Raw genomic sequence first — 24,569 nt, forward strand, 5'->3', positions numbered from 1 at the left:
GGTTTGGCGCGCACCGCGACGGCTACCCGCCCGGGGTGACTACGACGACATCCCAACAGGAGCTCTTCCGGTTCCTGGAGGACCGCTTCGCGTGCGCACAGGCGTGCACCGAGTGTGCGCGGGCGTGCGCGCTGCGGGCGAGCCTCATCGATCCGGAGGGGACGGAACAGCAGGAACTCGTGCGGCGCAAGGGCATCATGTGCGCCGAGGTCTGCGACGCGACCTGCCGTGTCCTGTCCGAGGAGAACCACCTGGACGAACACGCGATCCGCGTCCAACTGGAATGGTGCCGGGCCGTGGCCCTGGAGTGCGCCCAGCTCCTCGACGACCACTCGGGCGCGGTGGAGACCGCGAAGGCCTGCCGCGAGTGCGCGCAGGCGTGCACGGACTTCATGGCGGCGCTGGTCTGAGGGCCGCGGCGGACGCGACCCACCTCAAGGCCCGCTGACCGGGCGGTACTTGAGGCCAGGGCGCCCGGTACGAGACACCCTGGCCGTAGGTGCCCGACCGCCCGGCTCGGCCCGACCGCACCTGGCCGCTTGGGGTGCTTGGCCTGCAGCCTGGCGACGGGCTTGGGGCTCGGGTGCCAAGCGGGGCCCTGGGCCGAGCCGCACCGTTCATGGAGCCGGACGCCCGCGGCCCGGCCCGAGGCATCCGGCTGCCCGGCCCGAGGCATCCGGCTGCCCGGCCGGCGGCCCCTCCTGCAAGGTGTCCGGCCCTTGGCGCCCGCCTCAAGTGCCATGGCGTGCCGCGCCCGCTCGAGGGCCGGGCCCCTGGTCCTCGCCCCGTCCCCTCACACCCCCCGCAGCGGACTCCCCACCCGGACGTTCCACCGGCCCGCCCTCCCGCTCAGTTCCACCGCCGTCAGCGGGGTGACGTCGGTGCGCCAGAAGGCGGACTCCGGGGCGCCCAGGGCGCGGACGACCGCCGCGCGGACGATCTCCGGTTCGGCCACCGCGACGGTGCGGCCGGAGAGAGGGGCGAGGGCGATGAGCCAGGTCCCGACCCGGTCGCACAGGGCCCGTACCGATTCGCCGCCGTGGGGCGCCGCCTCCGGGTCGCCGAGCCAGCGGGCCAGTTCGGCAGGCTCCGACGCGCTGACGTCCGCGAGGGAGGCCCCGCGCCAGCGGCCCGCGTCCAGGGCGGCCAGCTCCGGCGCCTCCAGGGCGTCGAGGCCGAGCGCGGCGGCGGTCTCGCGGCAGCGGACCGTGGGGGAGACCAGCACCCGTTCCGCGGCGGGAAGCGTGCCCGCGGCGGAGCGCGCGAGCCGCGCTCCGGACGGGTCGAGGCCGCAGCCGTCGTCGAACCTGGCCTCGCGCAGGGCCGCCGTGATCGCGGGTGAGATCAACATCACTTGGCTGGTCATGAGTCCGTTCTCGCGGTCGATTTCCGGTCCACGCACGCTCGTTGACGGCCTGGACGGCCTCCCGTGAGCACCCGGCCGCCTCCCGTGCGCTCTTGGCCGTATCCCTCCCACGCGGTACCTTCTCGTCGATATCGACGACGGTTCGGTGGAAGCCGGTGGGATTCCGGCACGGTCGCGCCACTGTATGCCGGGCACGCCCTCACGGGTGCGGGCCGGGTGAGTCAGACCCGCCCCGTCGTCCTGTGCACCACCGACACGGGACGCGAGTTCCCCCAGGAGGCACCTGCCATGGCGCAGTCTGTCGCTCAGCCGACCACCAGCACCGCCGCCGTACCCGCCAAACTGCCGATCGGCGCCATCGCCCCCTGGGCGGTCTTCTTCGGCGTCCTGATGCTGGTCCTGCTCTACTTCGTCGGCGCCGAGCAGGGCGCCACCTCCCTCGTCTCCGGCGAGGGCGTTCACGAGTGGGTGCACGACGCCCGCCATCTGCTCGGCTTCCCCTGCCACTGACAGCGACGAGGAAGCACACCTGAGCATGAATTCCGCAACTGTCAGAAACCTCCTGGTACGTGGCATGCTCGCGGGTCTCGCCGCGGGCCTGGCCGCTCTCGTCGTCGCCTACTTCCTGGGCGAACCACGGGTCGACGAGGCGATCGCCTTCGAGGAGTCCCACGCCCACGAGCACGGCGGCGAGGAACTCGTCAGCCGCGCCCTCCAGTCCACGGCCGGGCTGTCCACGGGCGTTCTCGTCTACGGGATCGCCTTCGGCGGCATCGCCGCGCTCGCCTACTGTTTCGCGCTCGGCCGGATCGGCCGGTTCGGACCGCGGGCGAGCGCGCTGCTGCTCGCCGCGGCCGGCCTCGGTTCGGTCTACGTCGTGCCGTTCCTGAAGTACCCGGCCAACCCGCCGGCCGTCGGTGACCCGGACACGCTCAACCAGCGGACCGCGCTGTTCTTCCTGATGATCGTCCTCAGCGTGCTGCTGACGGTGGGCGCGGTCATCCTGGGCAAGCGTCTCGCGCCCCGTCTGGGCAACTGGAACGCGACCGTCGCGGCGGGCGCGGCCTTCGTCCTCGTCGTCGGGCTCGCGTACGCGTTCCTGCCGTCGTTCAGCGAGGTGCCGGAGCACTTCCCGGCGGCGCTGCTGTGGCAGTACCGACTCGCCGCGCTGGCCGTCCAGTTCACCTTGTGGACCTCCTTCGGTCTGGTCTTCGGACTGCTGGCCGAACGCCAACTGGCCCCGAAACCGGCACGGGAGGCGGCTGCCGCACAGGCGACCCCGGTCGCCCACTGAAGCAGCGCCACAGGAAAGGCCCCCGCCGGGCGGGGGCCTTTCGCGCGCCCCGGGGTCGTGCGCGCGTGCCTTTCGTACGCCTCGCCATTCCCAATTTCTGGAACGCGTTCTACCGTGTGCGCCGACAGGACGGACCGGTACCGGGGAGCCTGGAGGCGCCGTGCATCTCGAATACACGCCCGAGCAGCAGCGGCTGCGCACCGAACTGCGCGCCTACTTCGCCGAGTTGGCTCCCGACGAGGCACGGGCCCGGCACGGCGAACGGCGTGAGCAGAAGCGCTTCTACCGCGACAGCGTCCGCCGCCTCGGCGCCGACCGCTGGCTGGGCGTGGGCTGGCCCGAGGAGTACGGCGGACGCGGGCTGACCGCGATGGAACAGTTCATCTTCTTCGACGAGGCCGCCCAGGCGGGCGTCCCGCTGCCCCTGATGGCGCTGAACACCGTCGGCCCGACGATCATGCAGTACGGCACCGACGAGCAGAAGGCGTACTTCCTGCCGAAGATCCTCTCCGGCGAGATCGACTTCGCGATCGGCTACAGCGAGCCCGACGCGGGCACCGACCTCGCCGCCCTGAAGACCCGGGCCGTGCGCGAGGGCGACGAGTACGTCGTCAACGGGCAGAAGATCTGGACGACCAACGGCGACACCGCCGACTGGGTCTGGCTCGCCACCCGCACCGACCCGGCGGCCCCGCCGCACAAGGGCATCACCATGCTGCTGGTGCCGACCACCGAACCCGGCTACTCCTGCACCGTGATCAACACGCTCGCCGGGCACGACACCACGGCCAGCTACTACGAGGACATCCGCGTCCCCGTCTCGCGCCGCGTCGGGGCGGAGAACCAGGGCTGGCGGCTGATCACCAACCAGCTCAACCACGAGCGGGTCACCCTCGCCGCCCACGGCACCATGGCGATCCGCGCCCTCCAGGACGTCCAGCGCTGGGCCACCGACACCAAACTCGCCGACGGCCGCCGCGTCGTCGACCTGCCCTGGGTGCGGTGCCGGCTCGCGCAGACCCACACCCGCCTGGAGGCCATGAAGCTGCTGAACTGGCAGATGGTGCACGCCGTCCAGAACGGCACCCTCACCCCGCAGGACGCTTCCGCCGTCAAGGTCTACGGCTCCGAGGCCCGCCGGGACGCCTACGCCTGGCTCATGGAGGTCGTGGGCGCGGCGGGCGCCCTCAAGGAGGGCTCGGCCGGCGCGGTCCTGCACGGCGAACTGGAACGCGGCTACCGCTCGGCGGTCATCTTCACCTTCGGCGGCGGCAACAACGAGATCCAGCGGGAGATCATCTCCTGGATCGGCCTGGGGATGCCGCGCGTACGGCGTTAACCTGCACACATGGGAGATCCCGGGCTGTTCACGCCGAAGTCGGTGACCTGGCAGATGCACGCCGACCCCATGATGTGGGTCGCCGGTGTCCGCGCCCTCTACCTCCAGGCCCTGCACCCGCGCGCGGTGCGCGGCGTCCTGCAGAACTCCGACTTCCGGCGCGACGCCTGGGGCCGCCTGCTGCGCACCGCGAACTTCGTCGGCACCATCAGCTACGGCACCACCGACGCGGCCGAGCGCGCGGGTGCCCGGGTCCGGAAGATCCACACCATGCTGACGGCCACCGACCCCGCCACCGGCGAGACCTACGGCGTCGACGAACCCGCGCTGCTGCTGTGGGTGCACTGTGCCGAGATCGACTCCTACCTCCACGTCGGCCGCCGCTCCGGCTTTCCGCTCACCGACGCGCAGGCCGACCGGTACATCGACGAACAGCGCGCCAGCGCCCGGCTGGTCGGCCTCGACCCCGGCGCCGTACCCTCCGACCGGGCCGAGCTGGCCGCCTACTTCGAGAAGGTCCGCCCCGAACTCGCCGCCGGAGCCGAGGCACGCGTGGTGGACGACTTCCTGCTCCGCCCTCCGACGCACCCCCTCCTCGTCCCGGCGCGCGAGGTGCTGTGGCGGCGCGTGGCACACCTGGCGTACGCCGCACTGCCGCCGTACGCCCACGAGTTGTACGGCAGACCGGCCCCGCCGCCCGCCACCGTCACCCGGCAACTGCGCGCCACGGGCACCTTGCTGCGCTGCGTTCCCGCACGTCTGCGCTGGCAACTGCCGCCCAAACACATCATCCGCGCCATGTCACGGCTCGGCCCCGGCTCACGCCCAGCACCGTACAAAGCCGGGAGATAGCTCGCCATACTGGACGGACAGGGGGATGCCGGGCGCGACTTCGACGGGGGCGATCGCAGCAGATGGGGGACAGCAAGCTGATCCAGGGCCGCTACCGGCTGCTCGATCTGATCGGGCGCGGTGGCATGGGCGAGGTGTGGCGGGCGCGGGACGAGTCGCTGGGCCGTCAGGTCGCCGTGAAGTGCCTCAAGCCGCTGGGGCCCTCCCACGACCAGACGTTCACCCGGGTGCTGCGCGAGCGCTTCCGCCGCGAGGCCCGGGTCGCCGCCGCGCTCAGCCACCGCGGAGTCACCGTCGTGCACGACTTCGGCGAGTCCGACGGCATCCTCTTCCTGGTGATGGAGCTGCTGGAGGGCCGCAACCTCAGTCAGCTCCTGGAGGACAACCGGCACCATCCGCTGCCCGTCGGGGACGTCGTCGACATCGCCGACCAGGTCGCCGCCGCCCTCGCCTACACCCACCAGCAGGGCATCGTGCACCGGGACCTGAAGCCCGCCAACATCATGCGGCTGACCGACGGCACGGTGAAGATCTGCGACTTCGGCATCGCCCGCCTCGGCCACGACATCGGCTTCACCTCCCGCCTCACCGGCACCGGCATCGCCATGGGCACCCCGCACTACATGTCCCCGGAGCAGATCGGCGGCACCGAGGTCGACCAGCGCAGCGACCTGTACTCCCTGGGCTGCGTGCTCTACGAGATCACCACCGGGGCCCCGCCGTTCGACCTCGACGACGCCTGGGCGATCCTCGTCGGCCACCGCGACACCGCGCCCCGCCCGCCCCGCAGCCTGCGCGCCGAGGTGCCCGAGTACTTCGAGAAGGTCATCCTCGACCTCCTCGCCAAACATCCCGAGGAACGCCCGCACGACGCCCGCGAGCTGGGCCGCCGCATCGGCCTGGGCCGCAGCACCCCCCTGTACGTGCCCACGGTGGTGACCCCCCGCCCGGCGCTGCGCCCCGCGCTCGGACCGGCCGCCCGTGAGGCCCGGCTGCCGTCCTGGACGCGCGGCATGACCACCGGCCACAAGGCCGCCGGGGCGGGCCTGGGCACCACCCCGCCGGACGCCGGGGCCGGCCTCACCGGCGAATGGATACCGCGCACCGCCACCGGCCGCCCCGTCGAGCCGCTCGCCGGGGAACCCGCCGCGCCCGCCCCTGAGCGCGTCACCGCGCTGGCCGCACGCCACAACGCGGGCCTCAGCCTCGGCCGCCTGGGCCGCTGGACCGAGGCCGGGGAGGTGCACCGCGCGGTCGCCGCCGAACGCGAGCACCTGCTCGGCCCCGACCACCCGGACACCCTCGCCAGCCGCTACGAGGTCGCCTTCACCCTCAGCCGCACCGGCCGGGCCGCCGACGCCCTGCGCGAGTACAAGCACGTCGCCCGTTCCCGCAGCCTCTCGCTCGGCCCCGACCACCCCGACACCCTCGCCGCCCGGCAGGAGATGGCGTACGTGCTGGGCCAGTTGGGCCGCCACTTCGACGCCCACCAGGTCTACATGTCGGTCCTGACCGCCCGCGAACGCACCATGGGCACCGACCACCCCGACACCTTGCGCTGCCGCCACAACCTCGCCTTCAACCTCAGCAGACTCGGCCGCCTGGAGGACTCCCACCGGATGGCCTGCGACGTGGCCGCGGCCCGCGCCCGGGTCCTCGGCCCCGCTCATCCCGACACGCTGGTCACCCGGTACGAGGTCGCCTACGCGCTCGGTCAGCTGGGCCGCTGGCCCGAGGCCCTCCAGGCGTACCACGAGGTCGCCGAGGCCCGGGTCCAGGCGCTCGGCCGGGACCATCCGGACACGCTGGCCGCCCGCTACGAGGTCGGCATCAGCCTCGGCCGTCTCGGCCGCAGCGCGGAGGCCCTCCAGCTGTACCGCGAGCTCATCGACGACCGCACCCGCGTCCACGGCCCCGCCCACCCCGAGACCCTCCGCGCCCGCCACGGCCTCGGCGTCAACCTCGGCCGCCTCGGCCGCTGGGAGGAGGCCCTCGCCGAGTCCCGGGACGTCTGCGCCATCCGCGACCGGGTCCTGGGCCCCGAGCACCCGGACACCCTGGTCAGCCGCCGTGAGGTCGCCGTGGGCCTCGGCTGGCTGGGCCGCTGGGCCGACGCCCTCGACGAGTACCGCAGGGTCGGCGGGGCCCGCGAACGCGTCCTGGGCGCCGACCACCCCGACACCCTCGCCAGCCGCAACGACGAGGCCCACTGCCTGGAGCAGCTCGGACGGCACGCGGAGGCCGTCGAGCTGTACCGCAGGGTGGCGGTCCTGCGCCGGCAGCGCGAGACCGGCGGCACCTGACCCGTGCGCGGCGGCCCACCCCTGGCCGCCCGCGATCATCGCGTGTTACGAAGAGACATGCCTGCACTCGATGGACGTACGTACGACGCCGTGATCGTCGGCGGCGGACACAACGGACTGGTCGCCGCCGCCTATCTGGCCCGGGCCGGCCGGTCCGTGCTGGTGCTGGAGCGGCTGGACCACACCGGCGGGGCCGCCGTCTCCACCCGCCCCTTCACCGGCGTCGACGCACGCCTGTCGCGCTACTCCTACCTGGTCAGCCTGCTCCCCAAGAAGATCGTCCGGGACCTCGGCCTGACCTTCCGGGTACGGGGGCGCACGATCTCCTCGTACACCCCGGTCGAACGCGCCGGAGTGCCGACCGGACTGCTGGTCGGCGGCGGCGAGCGGCGCACCCGCGAGGCCTTCGCCCGGCTGACCGGCGGCGAGGACGAGTACCGGTCCTGGCAGCGCTTCTACGGCATGACCGGCCGCGTCGCCGAACGGGTCTTCCCCACCCTCACCGAACCGCTGCCCACGCGCGAGGAGCTGCGCCGCCGGATCGACGACGAGGAGGCCTGGCGGACCCTGTTCGAGGAGCCGATCGGGGTCGCGGTGGAGGACCGGTTCGCCGACGACCTGGTGCGGGGCGTGGTCCTGACCGACGCGCTCATCGGCACCTTCGCCGACGCCCACGACCCCTCCCTGAAGCAGAACCGCTGCTTCCTGTACCACGTCATCGGTGGCGGCACCGGCGCCTGGGACGTCCCCGTCGGCGGCATGGGCGCCCTCACGGACGCCCTCGCGGGCGCGGCCCGGGACGCGGGCGCCGTCCTCGCCACCGGCCACGAGGCGGTCCGGATCGCCACGGACGGCCGTACGGCCGAGGTCACGTTCCGCACGGCGGACGGCGAGGGCGTCGCGGCGGCCCGGCACGTCCTGGTCAACGCCTCGCCGCAGGCCCTCGCCGAGCTCACCGGCGATCAGCCCTCGGCCCCCGCCGAAGGCGCGCAGCTCAAGGTGAACATGCTGCTCAAGCGGCTGCCGCGGCTGCGGGACACCTCCGTCGACCCGCGTGAGGCGTTCGCCGGCACCTTCCACATCGCCGAGGGCTACGAGCAGCTCGCCACCGCCCACGCGCAGGCCGCGGCCGGCGCGCTGCCCTCGGCGCCGCCGTCGGAGATCTACTGCCACTCCCTGACCGATCCGACGATCCTCGGCCCCGACCTCGTCGAACAGGGCTACCAGACCCTCACCCTCTTCGGTCTGCACACCCCGGCCCGCCTCTTCGACCGGGACAACTCCGCCGTCCGCGAGGAACTCCTCAAGGCGACCCTCGCCCAGCTCGACGCCCACCTCGCCGAACCCCTCGCCGACTGCCTGGCCACCGACGCGGACGGCCGCCCCTGCATCGAGGCGAGGACCCCGCTCGACCTGGAACACGACCTGCGCCTGCCCGGCGGCAACATCTTCCACCGCGACCTGTCCTGGCCCTACGCGGACGACGGCACCGGCCCCTGGGGCGTGGAGACCCGGCACACGAACGTCCTGCTCTGCGGCGCGGGCGCGGTCCGCGGCGGCGGGGTGAGCGGCGTTCCCGGGCACAACGCGGCGATGGCGGTGCTGGGCGAGGCCGGGTGACCGGTCCACGCCGAATCTGACGGAGCATCAGAAAAGCCCTTCCGTCCTCCCGGTGACTGCGGCATCCTGCGCCCATGCAGACGGAGTTGAGCAGGAGACTGGGAATCGAGCACGCCGTGTTCGGCTTCACGCCGTTCCCCGCCGTCGCCGCGGCCATCAGCCGGGCCGGCGGGTTCGGCGTGCTCGGCGCGGTCCGCTACACCGCCCCCGACGAGCTCGAACGGGACCTCGACTGGATCGAGGCGCACGTCGACGGCAAGCCCTACGGGCTGGACGTCGTGATGCCCGCCAAGAAGGTCGAGGGCGTCACCGAGGCCGACGTCGAGGCGATGATCCCCGAGGAGCACCGGCAGTTCGTCCGGGACACCCTCGCCAAGTACGGCGTGCCCGAACTGGCCGAGGGCGAGGCGTCGGGCTGGCGGATCACCGGCTGGATGGAACAGGTCGCCCGCCGTCAGCTCGACGTCGCCTTCGGCTACCCGATCAGACTCCTCGCCAACGCACTCGGTTCACCGCCCGCCGACGTCATCGAGCGCGCCCACGAGCAGGGCGTCCTCGTCGCCGCGCTCGCGGGCAGCGCCCGGCACGCCCTCAAGCACAAGGAGGCGGGCATCGACGTCGTCGTCGCCCAGGGCTACGAGGCCGGCGGGCACACCGGCGAGATCGCCTCCATGGTCCTCACCCCCGAGGTCGTGGACGCCGTCGGTCCCCTGCCGGTGCTCGCCGCCGGAGGCATCGGCAGCGGACGGCAGGTGGCCGCCGCCCTCGCCCTCGGCGCCCAGGGCGCGTGGCTCGGCTCGCTCTGGCTGACCACCACCGAGGCCGAACTCCCCTCGCCCCGGCTGATCGAGAAGCTCCTCGCCGCAGGTTCCGGCGACACCGTGCGCTCCCGCGCCCTGACCGGCAAACCCGCACGCCAGCTCCGTACCGAATGGACCGACGCCTGGGACGACCCGGCCGGACCCGGCACCCTGCCCATGCCGTTGCAGGGGCTGCTCGTCGCCGACGCGGTGACCCGCATCCAGAAATACGAGGTCGAGCCCCTGCTCGGGACGCCCGTCGGGCAGATCGTCGGCCGGATGAACAGCAGGCGCAGCGTCCAGGAGGTCTTCGACGACCTCACCCGCGGCTTCGAGGAGGCCGTCGACCACGTCAACCGCATCGCCGGAAGGAGCGGCCAGTGACGACCACACCCCCCGCGGGCTTCTGGGCCCAGGCCACCGCCGACCCCGACCGGGTAGTCCTCGTCGCCCCCGACGGCGAGCAGTGGAGCGCCGGACGCCTGCACGCCGCCGCCAACCGCCTCGTCCACGGGCTGCGCGCCGCCGGGATGAGCCGCGGGGACGCCTTCGCGGTCGTCCTGCCCAACGGAGTCGAGTTCCTCACCGCCCATCTCGCCGCCGGCCAGGCCGGGTTCTACCTCGTCCCCGTCAACCACCACTTCGTCGCACCGGAGATCGCCTGGATCGTCGCCGACTCCGGCGCCAAGGTCCTCCTCGCCCACGAACGGTTCGCGGACCCCGTCCGCCGGGCCGCCGACGAGGCCGGCGTCCCCGCCACCCACCGGTACGCCGTCGGCACGGTCGAGGGCTTCCGGCCGTACGGCGAACTCCTCGACGGGCAGCCGGAGTCGGCGCCCGAGGACCGCGAGCTCGGCTGGGTCATGAACTACACCTCGGGCACCACGGGCCGCCCCCGCGGCATCCGCCGCCCGCTGTCCGGCAAGCGCCCTGAGGAGGCCTATCTCGGCGGCTTCCTCGGCATCTTCGGCGTCAAGCCGTTCGACGACAACGTGCACCTCGTCTGCTCACCGCTCTACCACACCGCCGTCCTCCAGTTCGCGGGCGCCTCCCTGCACATCGGCCACCGGCTCGTCCTGATGGACAAGTGGACCCCCGAGGAGATGCTCCGGCTCATCGACCGCGAGAAGTGCACCCACACGCACATGGTCCCGACCCAGTTCCACCGCCTCCTCGCCCTCCCGCAGCAGGTACGGGACTCCTACGACGTGTCGTCCATGCGGCACGCCATCCACGGCGCCGCCCCCTGCCCCGACCACGTGAAGCGGGCGATGCTCGACTGGTGGGGCCCCTGCGTGGAGGAGTACTACGCGGCCAGCGAGGGCGGCGGGGCCTTCGCGACCGCCGAGGACTGGCTGAAGAAGCCCGGCACCGTCGGGAAGGCCTGGCCCATCAGCGAGCTGGCCGTCTTCGACGACGACGGCAGGCGCCTGCCGCCCGGCGAACTCGGCACCGTCTACATGAGGATGACCACCGGAGGCTTCGCCTACCACAAGGACGAGTCCAAGACCCGGAAGAACCGCATCGGCGACTTCTTCACCGTCGGCGACCTCGGACTCCTCGACGAGGACGGCTATCTCTTCCTCCGCGACCGCAAGATCGACATGATCATCTCCGGCGGGGTGAACATCTACCCCGCCGAGATCGAGTCCGTGCTCCTCGCCCACCCCGCCGTCGCCGACGCCGCCGCCTTCGGCATCCCGCACGACGACTGGGGCGAGGAGGTCAAGGCCGTCGTGGAGCCCGCGCCCGGCCAGGAGGCGGGACCCGGACTCGCCGCCTCGGTCCTGGAGCACTGCGCCGAGCGGCTCGCCGGCTACAAGCGGCCCAAGACCGTCGACTTCATCGCCGAGATGCCCCGCGACCCCAACGGCAAGCTCTACAAGCGACGGCTCAGGGACCCCTACTGGGAGGGGCGCACCCGACCGGTATGACCGGCGTCAGGCCCGGTACCACCCCGCCCACCTCGGCTCCTTCCCGCACCCGGCTCACGGTGCGAGGATTCCCCCGCACGCGCGGGAGCGCCTCCCGCACGGCGAACCACCGGGAAGGACACGGGAATTGGAGACCGCGGAAGAGTCGGCGGCCCAGCAGTTCGAGAAGCGGCGCCCCCTGCTGCTCGGACTCGCCTACCGGCTGCTCGGCAGCATGGCCGACGCCGAGGACGTCGTCCGGGCGGCGTACCGACGAGGGACCGGGGAGCCCGACGAGACCAGGGCCCTGCTGTTCACCCAGGTCACCCGGCTGGCGGTGGAGCGGCTCGGCGCGCTGGGCGAGGCCAGGCAGGCGTATCCGGGGCCGTGGCTGCCCGACCCGGTGGCCGACTCCCTGCTCGGCCCGCTGGACACCGCCCCGCTGCGGGACACGGTCGCCTACGCCGCCGTCCACCTCATGGAGCGTCTGTCACCCACCGAACGGGCGGTGTTCGTGCTGCGCGAGGCGTACGAGGTGCCGTACGGCGAGGTCGCCCGCATCCTCGACACCACGGAGACCAACTGCCGCCGGATGCACCTGCGTTCCCGGCGGCGCCTGGCCGTCGGGCGCGACCGCTTCGGCCTCACGTGGGGCGAGCACGCCGACCTGCTGACCCGTCTCGTGGGCGCCGCGCGCGACGCCGACCGGGCCGCTCTGGCGGACCTCCTGACCGAGGACGCCGTCGCCTGGTACGACGCCGGGGGCACGGCCCAGGCGCCGTCCGCCCCGGTCGAAGGGGCGGCCGACGTCAGCGCGTTCCTCGTCGGCCGCCACCCCTACGGGGCACCCCGCACCCTGGACGTCAACGGCCGCCCCGCGCTCGCGCTCATCGTGGAGGGCGTCGAGCAGGTGATCGTCATCGACGTCTGGGCCGGACTGGTCGACGGCGTCTACTGCGTCCTCAACCCCGACAAGCTCGGCCACGCGCGGACCTGACGAACGGGACGGTCCCGCCGCACCTGCGACGGGACCACCTCCGCCCTCAGCGTCCGCTCACCCGCACCACCCGCAGCGCGGGCGACGCCAGGACGTCCTTCTCGCAGAACCGGGACGTCACCCACCGCTCCCGGGAGAAGAGCCGCGTCTGGTCGTCGTAGTGCGGCGAGGCGGGGTTCGAGGACTGCGCGTACGTCAGCAGCGTCCGTGCCACCGGGCAGCCGCTCCCGTCCCAGCCCACGGCCTGGATGTGGCTGGAGCCGAACGGCACGTCCGTGTAGCCGCCCGTCGCCGTGTCCCACGTCGGCTCCAGCACGTTCCACACGCCGAGCCGGCCCGCACCGCCCGGCATCGGCAGCCGCTCGCCGTGGCGCACGACGTACTGGTGCGCGCCGAGCGGCGCGTCCGGCGCGATGCCCGCCGCCCGTAGTTCCGTCACCGTGTCGGCGAGCGCCGCGAACAGACCGGGCGCGGCCGTGTCGACGGTGTTGGGCGTGCGGACCGGGTCCGCTGCCGAGAACGGCACCTTCCACAGCCGCGCGGGCGGCACCGTCTGGAGCACCCGCCGCCAGAACCGGTCGAAGAGCAGCGCGCCCCGGCTCCCGGTGTCCATGGTGCGGTCCCAGTCCTTCAGGACCGCGCACGCCCCGGACACGTCCACGGCCGTGCCGTCGGTGCCCGTCGCCGTGCCCCCGGGCAGCGCGGCGCACGCCGCCGCCACGTCCGAGGCGGCGAGGTCACCGGCGGGCACCCGGTTCGCGAGCTGCTGCTCCTGGAGGTCCCGTACGGTCAGCCCGCCCCGCGCGGCCATCGCCGCCACGTCCTCGACCGCGCCGCGGGTCCGGGCGCTCAGCTCCGTGCCGACCGTGCCGAAGACCCGCTCGTACCCGGTCAGCGGCCGGTCGGTGTTGGTCATCCAGGCGGTCCCGTTGGAGTTCTCCGCGTAGGGCGCGTCCTTCAGCGTCGGCATCCGCGCCGGGCCGAGGATCCCCGCCTGCACGGCGTCGGCGTCCCGGCCGAGCGCGCAGTCGCCCCGCGACCCGTCCAGGACCGCGATCCCGGACGCCGGGTAGGTGACCCTGCCCAGCGCCGTGGAGCAGCGGGCCGCCAGCTCGTCGGTGATCCGGGGCAGGACCTGGGACTGGGTGTACAGCGAGTGCCCGGCCCGGTCGGCGGCCACGGTGTTCACCCAGGGGATGCCCTGGTGCCGGGCGAGCGAGGCGAGGATGTCCGCGGTGCCGCGCGCCTTGCCGAAGCCGAGCGAGGTGTCCATGAAGCGCATGTTGGACGCGTTCGGGTCGTACAGCGCGTACGCCGTCGTGCTCGTCCAGGGCAGCGGCACCTGCGAGCTGAGCGAGGTGACGACCGGCCCGTACCGGGTCCACCACTGCGTCCTGGTGACCGGCTCGCCGCCCTGCACCGCGACCGTCACCGTCCGCCGCGTCATGCGCTCCGGCCGGCCGTCCACGAGGTAGACGGTCGGGTCGGCGGGGTCCAGGGCGAGCTGGTGGACGGCGGCCGGGATGCCCGTGGAGACGGTGTGGCTCCAGGCGACCCGGGAGTTGAAGCCGATGGCGATCACCGGTGATCCCAGCAACGAGCCGCCGGAGACGTCGAGTTCGCCGGGAATGGTCTGCTGCGACTGCCAGAAGCGGCGCCCGCCCGTCCACGGGTAGTGCGGGTTGCCGAGCAGCAGACCGGAGCCGTTCGCCGTCGTGGCGCCGCTGAAGGCGACCGCGTTGGAGCCCATGGCCCGGTCCGCCCACAGCTCATCGGCCGCCGCGGTCACGGCCCTCGCGGCCGGTACGGCAGGGGCGGCGACGGTCGTCGTCGACGGCGGCCGGGCGGACGTGATCGTGTCCACCAGCCGGCCCTCGCCCGCGATGACGGTCAGGGCGTAGGCGCGCGCGGCCACGTCGACCGCGGTGACGGGCCGCACCCACGCGGCGCCCGCGCACGCCGGGTCCGTGATCCTGTTCCGCGCCAGCCAGGTGTTGTACCCGGCCGCCCAGCCCCGCATCAGGTCCCGCACCTCACGGCCGGGACCCAGGGGAGCGGGCCGGTCGAGCAGCTTCTCCACGGTCCGGCTCTGCCGTACGCCGCGGAAGTACAGGTCGCTGGTGAGGTTCGTGGCGGCCGAGGAGAGGGCTCCGTCGCCGGGGGCGTCGGCGCCGAAGTGGCGGGAGCGTTCGCCCCGCAGGGTCACGAAGCCGTCGGCGAGGGTGCACACCTCGTCGGCGGCCTGCGCCCAGCCCTCGCCGAAGCCGAGATCGGCGTAGCTCTTCGCGACGATGTGCGGAATGCCGTACTCGGTGTAGCGGATGACCGCGGACAGACCGCCGCCCGAGGGGTGGTCCCGACCGCCGGCCGAACCGGCCGCCGCCGCGGGCAGCGCGGACGCCGCCGTGAACAGGGCGACCGCCGCGACGACGAGACGTCTTAACCGGGTGCGCATGGTGCCTCCCGACAACACTGGGGGAAGGGGTAGTTGACCGTGCCTACAGGTAGGTTGTCAGGTATGACGCCCGGACACGGAAGCACGGTTGACGGAGTGCTGCGGCGCAGCGCCCGGCGCACCCCGGCGCGCGTCGCGCTGGAGTACGGCGACCGCGCCTGGACCTACGAGGAACTCGACGAGGCGGTCTCCCGGGCGGCGAGCGTCCTGCTCGCCGAGGGCCTGGACCGCGGCGACCGGGTCGGCGCCTACGGGCACAACTCCGACGCCTACCTCATCGCGTTCCTGGCGTGCGCACGCGCCGGACTCGTCCACGTCCCCGTCAACCAGAACCTGACCGGCGACGACCTGGCGTACCTCGTCGGCCAGTCGGGCAGCGCGCTCGTCCTCGCCGACCCGGACCTCGCCGGTGAACTCCCCGACGGGACACGGGTCCTGGCGCTGCGCGGTGCCGACGACTCGCTGCTCGCCCGGCTCGACGCGGCCCCGGCGTACGACGGGCCGGAGGCACGCGGCGAGGACCTGGTCCAGCTGCTCTACACCTCGGGCACCACCGCCCTGCCCAAGGGCGCGATGATGACGCACCGCGCCCTGGTGCACGAGTACCTGAGCGCGATCACCGCCCTGGACCTGAGCGCGGGCGACCTGCCCGTGCACTCCCTGCCGCTCTACCACTCCGCGCAGATGCACGTCTTCCTGCTGCCCTACCTCGCCGTCGGCGCGACGAACGTCGTCCTCGACGCCCCCGACGGGGACCGCCTGTTCGACCTGATCGAGGGAGGCCGCGCCGACAGTCTCTTCGCCCCGCCCACCGTGTGGATCGCCCTGTCGAACCGGCCCGACTTCGCCACCCGCGACCTCGGCGGGCTGCGCAAGGCCTACTACGGGGCGTCGATCATGCCGGTGCCGGTCCTGGAGCGGCTGCGCGAGCGGCTGCCGAAGCTCGCCTTCTACAACTGCTTCGGGCAGAGCGAGATCGGCCCGCTCGCCACCGTCCTCGGACCCGACGAGCACAAGGGCCGCCTGGACTCCTGCGGGCGCCCCGTGCTGTTCGTGGACGCCCGGGTCGTCGACGAGCACGGCGAGGACGTGCCCGACGGCACGCCCGGCGAGATCGTCTACCGGTCGCCGCAGCTGTGCGAGGGCTACTGGGACAAGCCCGAGGAGACCCAGGAGGCCTTCCGTGACGGCTGGTTCCACTCCGGCGACCTCGCGGTCCGGGACGCGCACGGCTACTTCACCATCGTCGACCGGGTCAAGGACGTCATCAACTCCGGTGGTGTGCTGATCGCCTCGCGCCAGGTCGAGGACGCGCTGTACACGCACGACGCCGTCGCCGAGGTCGCCGTGATCGGGCTGCCGGACGAGCGCTGGATCGAGGCGGTGACGGCCGTGGTCGTCGCGCGCGGCGAGGTCGGGGAGGACGAACTCGTCGAGCACGCGCGGGAGAAGCTTCCGCACTTCAAGGCGCCGAAGCGGGTGGTGTTCGTCGAGGAGCTGCCGCGCAACGCCAGCGGGAAGATCCTCAAGCGGGAGCTGCGGGACCGGCTGAGCCAGGGCTGACGAGGGTCCGGCCGGCTCGGCCTGCGCTGAGAGCCGGCCCCGCGAGCTCCGTCGCTACTTCGAGTAGGCCGTCATGAAACGGTCGCGGAACTTGTCCATCTGCCACACCGGCGCGTCGTCGGCGGGCTTCAGCCCCTGGGTCCAGCCCCAGTCGGAGATCCGGTCCAGCACCTTGGGGTCCCGGGCGACGATGGTGATGGGCACGTCCCGGTTGGAGGAGCCCTTGGTGACCGTGGGCACGGGCTGGTGGTCGCCGAGGAAGACGAGGACCGTGTCGTCGTCGCCGTAGCGCTCCAGCCACTCGGTGAGGCTGTGCAGGGAGTACTCGACGGCCTTGCGGTACTCGGTGCGCACGCGCTCCGCGCTCTGCCAGACCTCCTTGGGGTCGGTGCCCTGCTTCTTGATCTGCTCGAACACCGAACCGTCACCGAGCTCGTCCCAGTCGATCATGCGGGCGATCGGCGACCAGGGGTTGTGGCTGGAGGCGAGGATGATCTCCGCCATGATCGGGTCGCGGTCCTCCTTGCCGTGCTCCAGCCGCTCGAACGCCTCCAGGCTGAACTGGTCGGGCACCGGCGTCCAGCTGAAGTACGGGCCCTGGTAGCCGAGATGGGTGGAGTCGTAGATGTGGTCGAGGCCGAAGTAGCTGCCCTCGGGCCAGGTCTTGCGCACCCCGGGGACGATGCCGACGGTCCGCCAGGCGCCCGTCTTCTGGAAGTAGCTGGTGAGCGTCGCCCGGTCGCCGGTGGTCAGACTCCGGTACCGCTGCTGGTTCTTGACCCACAGCCCGGACAGGAACGTCGAGTGCGCGAGCCAGCTGCCCGCGCCCGCCACCGGTGACCTGAGCCAGCCGCTGCGGGCCTGGAACCCGGCCGTCGCCAGCTTGCTCGTGCCCTCCTTCAGCGTCGCGTCGAGGTACGGGGCCATCGCCGGGTCGTCGATGGCGACCCGGCCGTAGCTCTCGATGAACGTGAACAGCACGTCCTTGCCGCGCAGTCCGGTCAGCAGCTGGTCCTTCGGGGTACCGGCGAACGCGTCGACGGCGGCCTGCTTCTCGAAGACCTTGGCGTCGACCAGCCCGTCCCGCACCTGCTGGACCCGGTTGGCGACGAACTGGATGTTGCCCTTGGTGGCGAAGGTGACCCCGGCGACCTGGACGCCGGTGGTGAAGCAGACGATCCACACCGTGCCGAGGACGAGGGTCGTGCGCGCGGCCACCGCCCGGTGCCGGGCCGCCACCTTCGTCAGCCGCACCACCGCCAGCGTGGACAGCACGAGGACGCCGATGAACAGGGCGACCACGGCGACGATCGCGAGGATCTCGCCCCAGCGGCCGTAGGACTCCCGCACGAAATCGGCGGCGTCGTCGAACAGGATCCAGTCGAAGACCAGGTCGAACGGGCGGGCCAGGGTCTGCCGGAAGCCCATGTCGAGGAGTTTGACGACGGTGAACAGCCCGAGGAACGCGCCCACGACGACGGCCGCGATCCGGCGCGGCCTCGGCGGCAGCGCCAGCAGCAGCCCGGTCAGCAGGATGCCCTCGACGGGCAGCCGCAGGAACGACTGGGGTGTGATCCAGTCGAGCCGGTTGGGGACGAGCAGCGCGACGAAGACGAAGAGCGCGGCGAGGACCGTGGTGGCGAGCGTCGTGCCGCGTGCCACGCGCGGGAAGCGGTCGCGCCAGCCGAACCAGCCGGACCGGCCCGGTTTCGCCTCCCGTGAGTCCGCCCCCGTCTCCGGGCCCGTCTCCACCTCGCCCTCGGGGTCCTCCGACGACTGACGGGAGCGAGGTGTGAAGAGCGACACCCGGCGGTCCTTCCGTGCGGTACTGCGATGGCATGACGAGCAGGGCCCGCGGGAACGAGCCTGCCACCACCAGTACGTCCGCACGTCACCTTCGGTTCAATCCGCCGGGACCGGAATTCACCCGTCCGCCGACGCGGCGACCTCCCGCGCCCACCGGTAGTCCGCCTTGCCGCTGGGGGAGCGCCGGATCGCCTCCGCGATCACCAGCTGACGCGGGATCTTGTACCCCGCCAACCGGGTGCGGCAGTGGGTCTGGATGTCGTCCAGGGACGGCCGCGCCGCGCCCGTCCGCATCTGCACCACGGCCGCGACATGGTTGCCCCACTTCGCGTCCGGCACGCCGGCCACCAGTGCGTCGTACACGTCCGGATGGGACTTGAGGGCCTGCTCGACCTCCTCGGGGTACACCTTCTCGCCGCCGGTGTTGATGCACTGCGAGCCCCGGCCGAGGACCGTGACGACGCCTTCCTCGTCGACGGTGGCCATGTCGCCGAGCAGCACCCACCGCTTCCCGTCCTTCTGGAAGAACGTCTCCGCTGTCTTGCGCGGGTCGTTGTAGTAGCCGAGGGGGACATGACCGCACTGGGCGACCCGGCCCACCTCGCCCACCGCCACCGGCTCGTGGGTGGCCGGATCGACCACCTGTGTACGGGTGTTGACCTTGACGCGGAAGCCGCGCTCGGGGCCGGAGTCGGCGGTGGCGGTGCCGTTGAACCCGGACTCCGAGGAGCCGAAGTTGTTGAGCAGCATCACGTTCGGGACGAGCGCCTGGAACTGGCGGCGCACGGTGTCCGACATGATCGCGCCCGACGACGACACACTGAACATCGACGAGGTGTCCGTGCCCTTCAGCGGCCCTTCGAGGGCGTCGATCAGCGGGCGCAGCATCGCGTCGCCGACCAGCGACATGCTGGTGACCTTCTCCCTCTCGACGGTCCTCAGCACCTCCTCGGGCACGAACTTGCGGTGGATCACGACCCGTTGGCCGAAGTTGAAGCCGATGAACGCGGTGAGCGTGGAGGTGCCGTGCATCAGCGGGGGAGTGGGGAAGAAGGTGATCCCGTAGCCGCTCGCGGCGACCCGCTCGGCCAGCTCGCCGGGCGCCTTGACCGGCTCGCCCGTCGGGGCGCCGCCGCCCATCCCCGCGAAGAACAGGTCCTCCTGACGCCACATCACCCCCTTGGGCATCCCGGTGGTGCCGCCGGTGTAGATGATGAACTGGTCGTCGGCCGACCGCTCGGGGAACCCGCGCTCCGGGGACCCGGCCGCCTCCGCCTCCGTGAACGCGACGGCCGCCACGTCCGCCGGGGACTCGCCGACCCGCACCAGATGGCGCAGCTTCTCCGTCAGCGGCAGCGCGCCCGCCACCCGCTCGCCGAACTCCCCGTCGAAGAACAGCCCCACCAGGTCGGCGTCCCGGTACAGGTACACCAACTCGTCCTCGACATAGCGGTAGTTGACGTTGACGGGCACGACCCGCGCCTTCAGGCAGCCCAGTGCGATCTGGAGGTACTCGACGCCGTTGTACAGATGCAGGCCCACGTGCTCCCCGGGCCGTATCCCGCTGTCGAGGAGGTGATGGCCGATCCGGTTGGCCGCCGTGTCCAGTTCGGCGTAGGTCAGCCTGCGCTCCGCCCCGGTGCCGGGGTGGTCGACGTACACGAGCGCCTCACGGTCCGGGACCACGTCCACGACCGACTCGAACAGGTCGGCAAGGTTGTACTCCACCGCTCCTCCTGACCTCGCTGCCGCTCGGGTTGCCGGTCATCAGAGCAAAGGGCGGCGTGACTGTGAAGGGTCCGCGCAAACAAATCTGACTGACTGTCAGAAAACTCTTGAAGACCCCGGTCCACTACTGCAACCTGTTCTCGTTCTGTCAGTGGGGGTGGAGAGGGGAGACGGACCATGGGTGGGACGGAACACCTCACCGTGCGACGCGAAGGCGCCACACTGGTGCTCACGCTCAACCGGCCCGAGGCCAGGAACGCGTTGTCGATCGCGATGCTCGTCGGCCTGTACGACGGCTGGCTGGAGGCCGACGCCGACGACAGGGTCCGCTCGATCGTGTTCACCGGAGCGGGCGGCTCCTTCTGCTCCGGCATGGACCTCAAGGCCCTGGCCGGACAGGGCATGGCGGGCGAGGCGCACCGCGACCGCCTCAAGGCCGACCCGGACCTGCACTGGAAGGCGATGCTGCGCCACCACCGCCCCCGCAAACCGGTGATCGCCGCCGTGGAGGGGTACTGCGTCGCGGGCGGCACCGAGATGCTCCAGGGCACCGACATCCGCGTCGCCGGCGAATCGGCCACCTTCGGCCTCTTCGAGGTCAGACGCGGCCTGTTCCCGATCGGCGGCTCCACGGTCCGCCTCCAGCGGCAGATCCCGCGCACCCACGCCCTGGAGATGCTCCTCACCGGCCGCCCCTACAGCGCCCGCGAGGCCGCCGGCATCGGGCTCATCGGCCATGTCGTCCCCGACGGCACCGCGCTCGACAAGGCGCTGGAGATCGCCGAACAGATCAACGCCTGCGGCCCGTTGGCCGTCGAGGCCGTCAAGGCGTCGGTGTACGAGACCGCCGAGCTCACCGAGACCGAGGGACTCGCCGCCGAACTCAAGCGCGGCTGGCCGGTGTTCGACACCGCCGACGCCAGGGAAGGCGCCCGCGCCTTCGCGGAGAAGCGCCCGCCCACCTACCAGCGCCACTGAAGGAGCCCCGGCATGCCGGACGTCCTCAAAGCCCCGCTCGTCGTCGAGTTCCCCTTCACCCGCTCCCTCGGCCCCGTCCAGAGCGCCTTCCTGACCGGCCTGCGCGAGCGGGTCGTCCTCGGCGTACGCACCGGCGACGGCCGCACCCTGGTCCCGCCCGTCGAGTACGACCCCGTCACCGCCGAGGAGATCCGCGACCTCGTCGAGGTCGCCCCCACCGGCACGGTCACCACCTGGGCCTGGAACCACGCCCCTCGCCGCGGCCAGCCCCTCGGCACGCCCTTCGCCTGGGTCCTGGTCCGCCTCGACGGCGCCGACACCGCCCTCCTGCACGCCCTCGACGCCCCCGGCCCCGACGCCGTGCACACCGGCATGCGGGTCCGCGTCCGCTGGGCCGAGGACCGCGTCGGCGCGATCACCGACATCGCCTGCTTCGAGCCGTACGACGGGGACGCCGCCCAAGTCGCCGGACACGACGGTGTGTTCGACGAACCCGTCACCGGCATCGTCGCCGCCGCCCGCCTCGACTACACCTACTCGCCGGGCCGCGCCCAGACCGCGTACATCAACGCCCTGGCCGAACAGCGCTCCGTCGGCGAACGCTGCCCGGTCTGCCGCAAGGTCTACGTCCCGCCCCGCGGCGCCTGCCCCACCTGCGGCGTCGGCACCTCCGAACAGGTCGAGGTGGGCCCCGGCGGCACCGTCACCACGTACTGCATCGTCAACATCAAGGCCAAGAACCTCGACATCGAAGTCCCCTACGTCTACGCCCACATCGCCCTCGACGGCGCCGACCTCGCCCTGCACGGACGCATCGGCGGCATCCCGTACGACCAGGTGCGGATGGGACTGCGGGTCGAACCCGTGTGGAGCGAGGGCGGACGGTATCCGGACCACTACCGGCCCACCGGCGAACCCGACGCGGACTACGAGACCTACAAGGAGCTGCTGTGACCCGGGAAGCGAACTCGCAACGGGACGCGCTGAGTCGGGAACCGGAACGCCGGGAGGTCGCCGTCGTCGCCTTCGCGCAGACCGACGTCCTGCGCACCACCGAGGAGCAGTCCGAGGTGGAGATGCTCATGCCGGTCCTGCACGAGGTCCTCGACCGCACCGGCCTCAAGACCGCCGACATCGGCTTCACCTGCTCCGGCTCCAGCGACTACCTCGCCGGCCGCGCCTTCTCCTTCACCCTCGCCCTCGACGGCGTCGGCGCCTGGCCGCCGATCTCCGAGTCCCACGTCGAGATGGACGGCGCCTGGGCGCTGTACGAGGCCTGGACGAAACTCCTCGCCGGGGACGCCGACACCGCCCTCGTCTACTCCTACGGCAAGTCCTCCCCGGGCTCCCTGCGCGACGTCCTCACCCGCCAGCTCGACCCGTACTACGTGGCCCCCCTGTGGCCCGACGCCGTGGCCCTGGCCGCGCTCCAGGCCCAGGCCCTCATCGATGCGGGCGAGACCGACGAACCCGCCCTCGCGGCGATCGGCGCCCGCAGCCGGGCCGCCGACAACCCCCATGCCCAGCTCAAGGGCCCCGTCCCGCAGGGCGACTACGTCGTCCGCCCCCTGCGCACCGGCGACTGCCCGCCCATCGGGGACGGGGCCGCCGCCGTCGTCCTCGCGGCCGGGGACCGCGCCCGCGACCTGTGCGAGCGACCCGCCTGGATCCGCGGCATCGACCACCGCGTCGAGGCCCACGCCCTCGGCGTCCGCGACCTCACCGACTCGCCCTCCGCGCGCCTCGCCGCCGAACGGGCCGGAGCCTTCGAACGCCCCGTGGACACCGCCGAGCTGTACGCGCCGTTCAGCTCCCAGGAGGTGGTGCTGCGCAAGGCGCTGCGGCTCGACGACAGCGTCCGGGTCAACCCGTCCGGGGGTGCGCTCGCCGCCAACCCGATGATGGCCGCGGGCCTGATCCGCATCGGCGAGGCCGCCGCCCGTATCCACCGGGGCGAGTCCGACCGGGCCCTCGCCCACGCCACCTCCGGCCCCTGCCTCCAGCAGAACCTGGTCGCCGTACTCGAAGGGGATCCGCGATGAGCATGGAACCCGTGGCCGTCGTCGGCGTCGGCCAGACCAAGCACGTGGCGGCACGACGGGACGTGTCGATCGCCGGACTCGTCCGCGAGGCCGCGCAACGAGCCCTTGAGGACGCCGAGTTGACCTGGGCCGACATCGACGCCGTCGTCATCGGCAAGGCGCCCGACTTCTTCGAGGGCGTCATGATGCCCGAGCTGTACCTCGCCGACGCCCTCGGCGCGGTCGGCAAACCCATGCTGCGCGTCCACACCGCGGGCAGCGTCGGCGGCTCCACCGCCCTGGTCGCCGCGAACCTCGTCGCCGCCCGCGTCCACGGCACCGTCCTGACCCTCGCCTTCGAGAAGCAGTCCGAGTCCAACGCGATGTGGGGCCTGTCCCTGCCCATCCCCTTCCAGCAGCCCCTGCTGGCCGGCGCGGGCGGCTTCTTCGCACCCCACGTGCGCGCGTACATGCGGCGCAGCGGCGCCCCCGACGGCGTCGGCTCGCTCGTGGCGTTCAAGGACCGGCGCAACGCGCTGAAGAACCCCTACGCCCACCTCCACGAGCACGACATCACCCTGGAGAAGGTCCAGGCCTCGCCGATGCTCTGGGACCCGATCCGCTACTCGGAGACCTGCCCGTCCTCCGACGGCGCCTGCGCCATGGTCCTCACCGACCGGGCCGGTGCCGCGCGCTCCCCCAAGCGGCCCGCCTGGATGCACGGCGGTGCGATGCGCAGCGAACCCACCATGTTCGCCGGCAAGGACTTCGTCTCGCCCCGGGCCGGCAAGGACTGCGCCGCCGACGTGTACCGCCAGGCCGGCATCGCCGACCCGCGCCGCGACATCGACGCCGTGGAGATGTACGTGCCGTTCTCCTGGTACGAGCCCATGTGGCTGGAGAACCTGGGCTTCGCCGCCGAGGGCGAGGGCTGGAAGCTCACCGAATCAGGCGTCACGGAACTCGACGGGGACCTCCCCGTCAACATGTCGGGCGGCGTCCTGTCCACCAATCCCATCGGCGCCTCCGGCATGATCCGCTTCGCCGAGGCGGCCCTCCAGGTGCGCGGACAGGCCGGAGAACACCAGGTGGAAGGGGCCCGCAGGGTGCTCGGGCACGCCTACGGAGGCGGCTCCCAGTTCTTCTCGATGTGGCTCGTGGGCGCCGAACCCCCGACGAGCTGAAAGGTCCCCCTCACGTGGCCTGTCGGCCGTCGGAGTCGATCGCTAGGCTGGCCGCGGACGACGAATCGGGAGGAGCACGGACGTGGCCGAGAGCACCATCCAGCAGCATCCGTTCACGGGCTGGGACAAGCCGGAGCTGGACCTGAGCAGCGCCGACTGGCACTCCAGCAGCCGGGGCCTGGGGGATGTCCAGATCGCCTTTGTCGAGGGTTTCATCGCCATGCGCAACAGCGGCCGCCCGGAGAGCCCTTCCCTGATCTTCACGCCCGCGGAGTGGGGCGCGTTCGTGTCGGGGGCGCGGGAAGGGGAGTTCGACCTCACCTAGGGGGTGCCGGGCCGAACCGGCGGTG

General features: G+C 72.5%; 20 protein-coding genes and 1 riboswitch. Of the genes, 16 read left to right on the forward strand and 4 right to left on the reverse strand.

Going from position 1 to position 24,569, the window contains the following annotated elements; all coding sequences use genetic code 11:
* Positions 1–35: 35 nt before the first annotated feature.
* The gene (locus ACIPSE_RS30840; RefSeq protein ID WP_401668846.1) at positions 36–410 is read left to right on the forward strand and encodes a ferredoxin; all 375 of its coding nucleotides are present in this window, start codon (positions 36–38) and stop codon (positions 408–410) included.
* A gap of 383 nt (positions 411–793) precedes the next feature.
* Here ACIPSE_RS30840 and ACIPSE_RS30845 read toward each other — a convergent pair whose 3' ends face one another.
* Positions 794–1,366, reverse strand: coding sequence for a histidine phosphatase family protein (locus ACIPSE_RS30845; RefSeq protein WP_401668849.1), 573 nt, complete (start codon positions 1,364–1,366; stop codon positions 794–796).
* Between the two features lie 95 nt (positions 1,367–1,461).
* Positions 1,462–1,616: riboswitch (cobalamin riboswitch) on the forward strand.
* Positions 1,617–1,654: 38 nt separating this feature from the next.
* On the opposite strand from ACIPSE_RS30845, the gene ACIPSE_RS30850 reads away from it, so the two are divergent.
* From ACIPSE_RS30850 to ACIPSE_RS30890, 9 genes are all read left to right on the forward strand, one after another.
* Complete coding sequence (locus ACIPSE_RS30850) at positions 1,655–1,876, forward strand: CbtB-domain containing protein (protein ID WP_401668852.1); 222 nt, start codon at positions 1,655–1,657, stop codon at positions 1,874–1,876.
* A gap of 25 nt (positions 1,877–1,901) precedes the next feature.
* Positions 1,902–2,660 carry a CbtA family protein gene (locus ACIPSE_RS30855; protein WP_401668854.1) on the forward strand — a complete coding sequence of 253 codons (759 nt, stop codon included), beginning with the start codon at positions 1,902–1,904 and terminating at the stop codon, positions 2,658–2,660.
* Positions 2,661–2,820: 160 nt separating this feature from the next.
* Positions 2,821–3,999, forward strand: coding sequence for an acyl-CoA dehydrogenase family protein (locus ACIPSE_RS30860; protein ID WP_401668857.1), 1,179 nt, complete (start codon positions 2,821–2,823; stop codon positions 3,997–3,999).
* Between the two features lie 9 nt (positions 4,000–4,008).
* Positions 4,009–4,851 carry an oxygenase MpaB family protein gene (locus ACIPSE_RS30865; RefSeq protein WP_401668859.1) on the forward strand — a complete coding sequence of 281 codons (843 nt, stop codon included), beginning with the start codon at positions 4,009–4,011 and terminating at the stop codon, positions 4,849–4,851.
* A 62-nt stretch (positions 4,852–4,913) separates the two neighbouring features.
* The gene (locus ACIPSE_RS30870; RefSeq protein ID WP_401668862.1) at positions 4,914–7,154 is read left to right on the forward strand and encodes a tetratricopeptide repeat protein; all 2,241 of its coding nucleotides are present in this window, start codon (positions 4,914–4,916) and stop codon (positions 7,152–7,154) included.
* A 57-nt stretch (positions 7,155–7,211) separates the two neighbouring features.
* Entirely contained in the window at positions 7,212–8,774 is a 1,563-nt protein-coding gene (locus tag ACIPSE_RS30875; protein WP_401668865.1) for a phytoene desaturase family protein, read from the forward strand.
* A gap of 74 nt (positions 8,775–8,848) precedes the next feature.
* Positions 8,849–9,958 carry an NAD(P)H-dependent flavin oxidoreductase gene (locus tag ACIPSE_RS30880; protein WP_401668867.1) on the forward strand — a complete coding sequence of 370 codons (1,110 nt, stop codon included), beginning with the start codon at positions 8,849–8,851 and terminating at the stop codon, positions 9,956–9,958.
* Positions 9,955–11,508: an acyl-CoA synthetase gene (locus ACIPSE_RS30885; protein WP_401668869.1), complete on the forward strand. Its 1,554-nt coding sequence runs from the start codon at positions 9,955–9,957 to the stop codon at positions 11,506–11,508. The genes ACIPSE_RS30880 and ACIPSE_RS30885 overlap by 4 nt, the downstream gene beginning before the upstream one ends.
* A 127-nt stretch (positions 11,509–11,635) precedes the next feature.
* Entirely contained in the window at positions 11,636–12,484 is an 849-nt protein-coding gene (locus tag ACIPSE_RS30890) for a sigma factor-like helix-turn-helix DNA-binding protein (RefSeq protein ID WP_401668871.1), read from the forward strand.
* Positions 12,485–12,530: 46 nt separating this feature from the next.
* On the opposite strand, the gene ACIPSE_RS30895 is transcribed toward ACIPSE_RS30890, so the two are convergent.
* A complete protein-coding gene (locus ACIPSE_RS30895) occupies positions 12,531–14,939 on the reverse strand; it encodes a penicillin acylase family protein (RefSeq protein ID WP_401668873.1) in 2,409 nt (802 codons plus the stop codon).
* Positions 14,940–15,002: 63 nt separating this feature from the next.
* Between ACIPSE_RS30895 and ACIPSE_RS30900 the strand changes: the two genes are divergently transcribed.
* On the forward strand, positions 15,003–16,502 hold the full coding sequence (locus ACIPSE_RS30900; RefSeq protein ID WP_401668876.1) for an acyl-CoA synthetase: 1,500 nt from the start codon (positions 15,003–15,005) through the stop codon (positions 16,500–16,502).
* Positions 16,503–16,556: 54 nt separating this feature from the next.
* Here ACIPSE_RS30900 and ACIPSE_RS30905 read toward each other — a convergent pair whose 3' ends face one another.
* Positions 16,557–18,254, reverse strand: coding sequence for a sulfatase (locus tag ACIPSE_RS30905; protein WP_401669260.1), 1,698 nt, complete (start codon positions 18,252–18,254; stop codon positions 16,557–16,559).
* Between the two features lie 171 nt (positions 18,255–18,425).
* Entirely contained in the window at positions 18,426–20,036 is a 1,611-nt protein-coding gene (locus tag ACIPSE_RS30910) for an acyl-CoA synthetase (protein ID WP_401668879.1), read from the reverse strand.
* 177 nt (positions 20,037–20,213) lie between these two features.
* On the opposite strand from ACIPSE_RS30910, the gene ACIPSE_RS30915 reads away from it, so the two are divergent.
* The 5 genes from ACIPSE_RS30915 (at position 20,214) to ACIPSE_RS30935 (ending at position 24,544) form a co-directional block, all read left to right on the forward strand.
* Positions 20,214–21,014, forward strand: coding sequence for a crotonase/enoyl-CoA hydratase family protein (locus ACIPSE_RS30915; protein ID WP_401668882.1), 801 nt, complete (start codon positions 20,214–20,216; stop codon positions 21,012–21,014).
* Between the two features lie 12 nt (positions 21,015–21,026).
* Positions 21,027–21,968 (forward strand): Zn-ribbon domain-containing OB-fold protein, encoded by a 942-nt coding sequence (locus ACIPSE_RS30920; RefSeq protein ID WP_401668884.1) that lies wholly within the window; start codon positions 21,027–21,029, stop codon positions 21,966–21,968.
* Positions 21,965–23,056 carry a thiolase domain-containing protein gene (locus ACIPSE_RS30925; RefSeq protein WP_401668886.1) on the forward strand — a complete coding sequence of 364 codons (1,092 nt, stop codon included), beginning with the start codon at positions 21,965–21,967 and terminating at the stop codon, positions 23,054–23,056. Before ACIPSE_RS30920 ends, ACIPSE_RS30925 begins: the two co-directional genes overlap by 4 nt.
* A complete protein-coding gene (locus ACIPSE_RS30930; protein ID WP_401668888.1) occupies positions 23,053–24,219 on the forward strand; it encodes a thiolase domain-containing protein in 1,167 nt (388 codons plus the stop codon). Before ACIPSE_RS30925 ends, ACIPSE_RS30930 begins: the two co-directional genes overlap by 4 nt.
* An 82-nt stretch (positions 24,220–24,301) precedes the next feature.
* Complete coding sequence (locus ACIPSE_RS30935; RefSeq protein WP_401668891.1) at positions 24,302–24,544, forward strand: DUF397 domain-containing protein; 243 nt, start codon at positions 24,302–24,304, stop codon at positions 24,542–24,544.
* Positions 24,545–24,569: the final 25 nt, after the last annotated feature.

The organism is Streptomyces sp. NPDC090106 (assembly GCF_044747265.1).
In the GTDB taxonomy this organism is placed as follows: domain Bacteria; phylum Actinomycetota; class Actinomycetes; order Streptomycetales; family Streptomycetaceae; genus Streptomyces.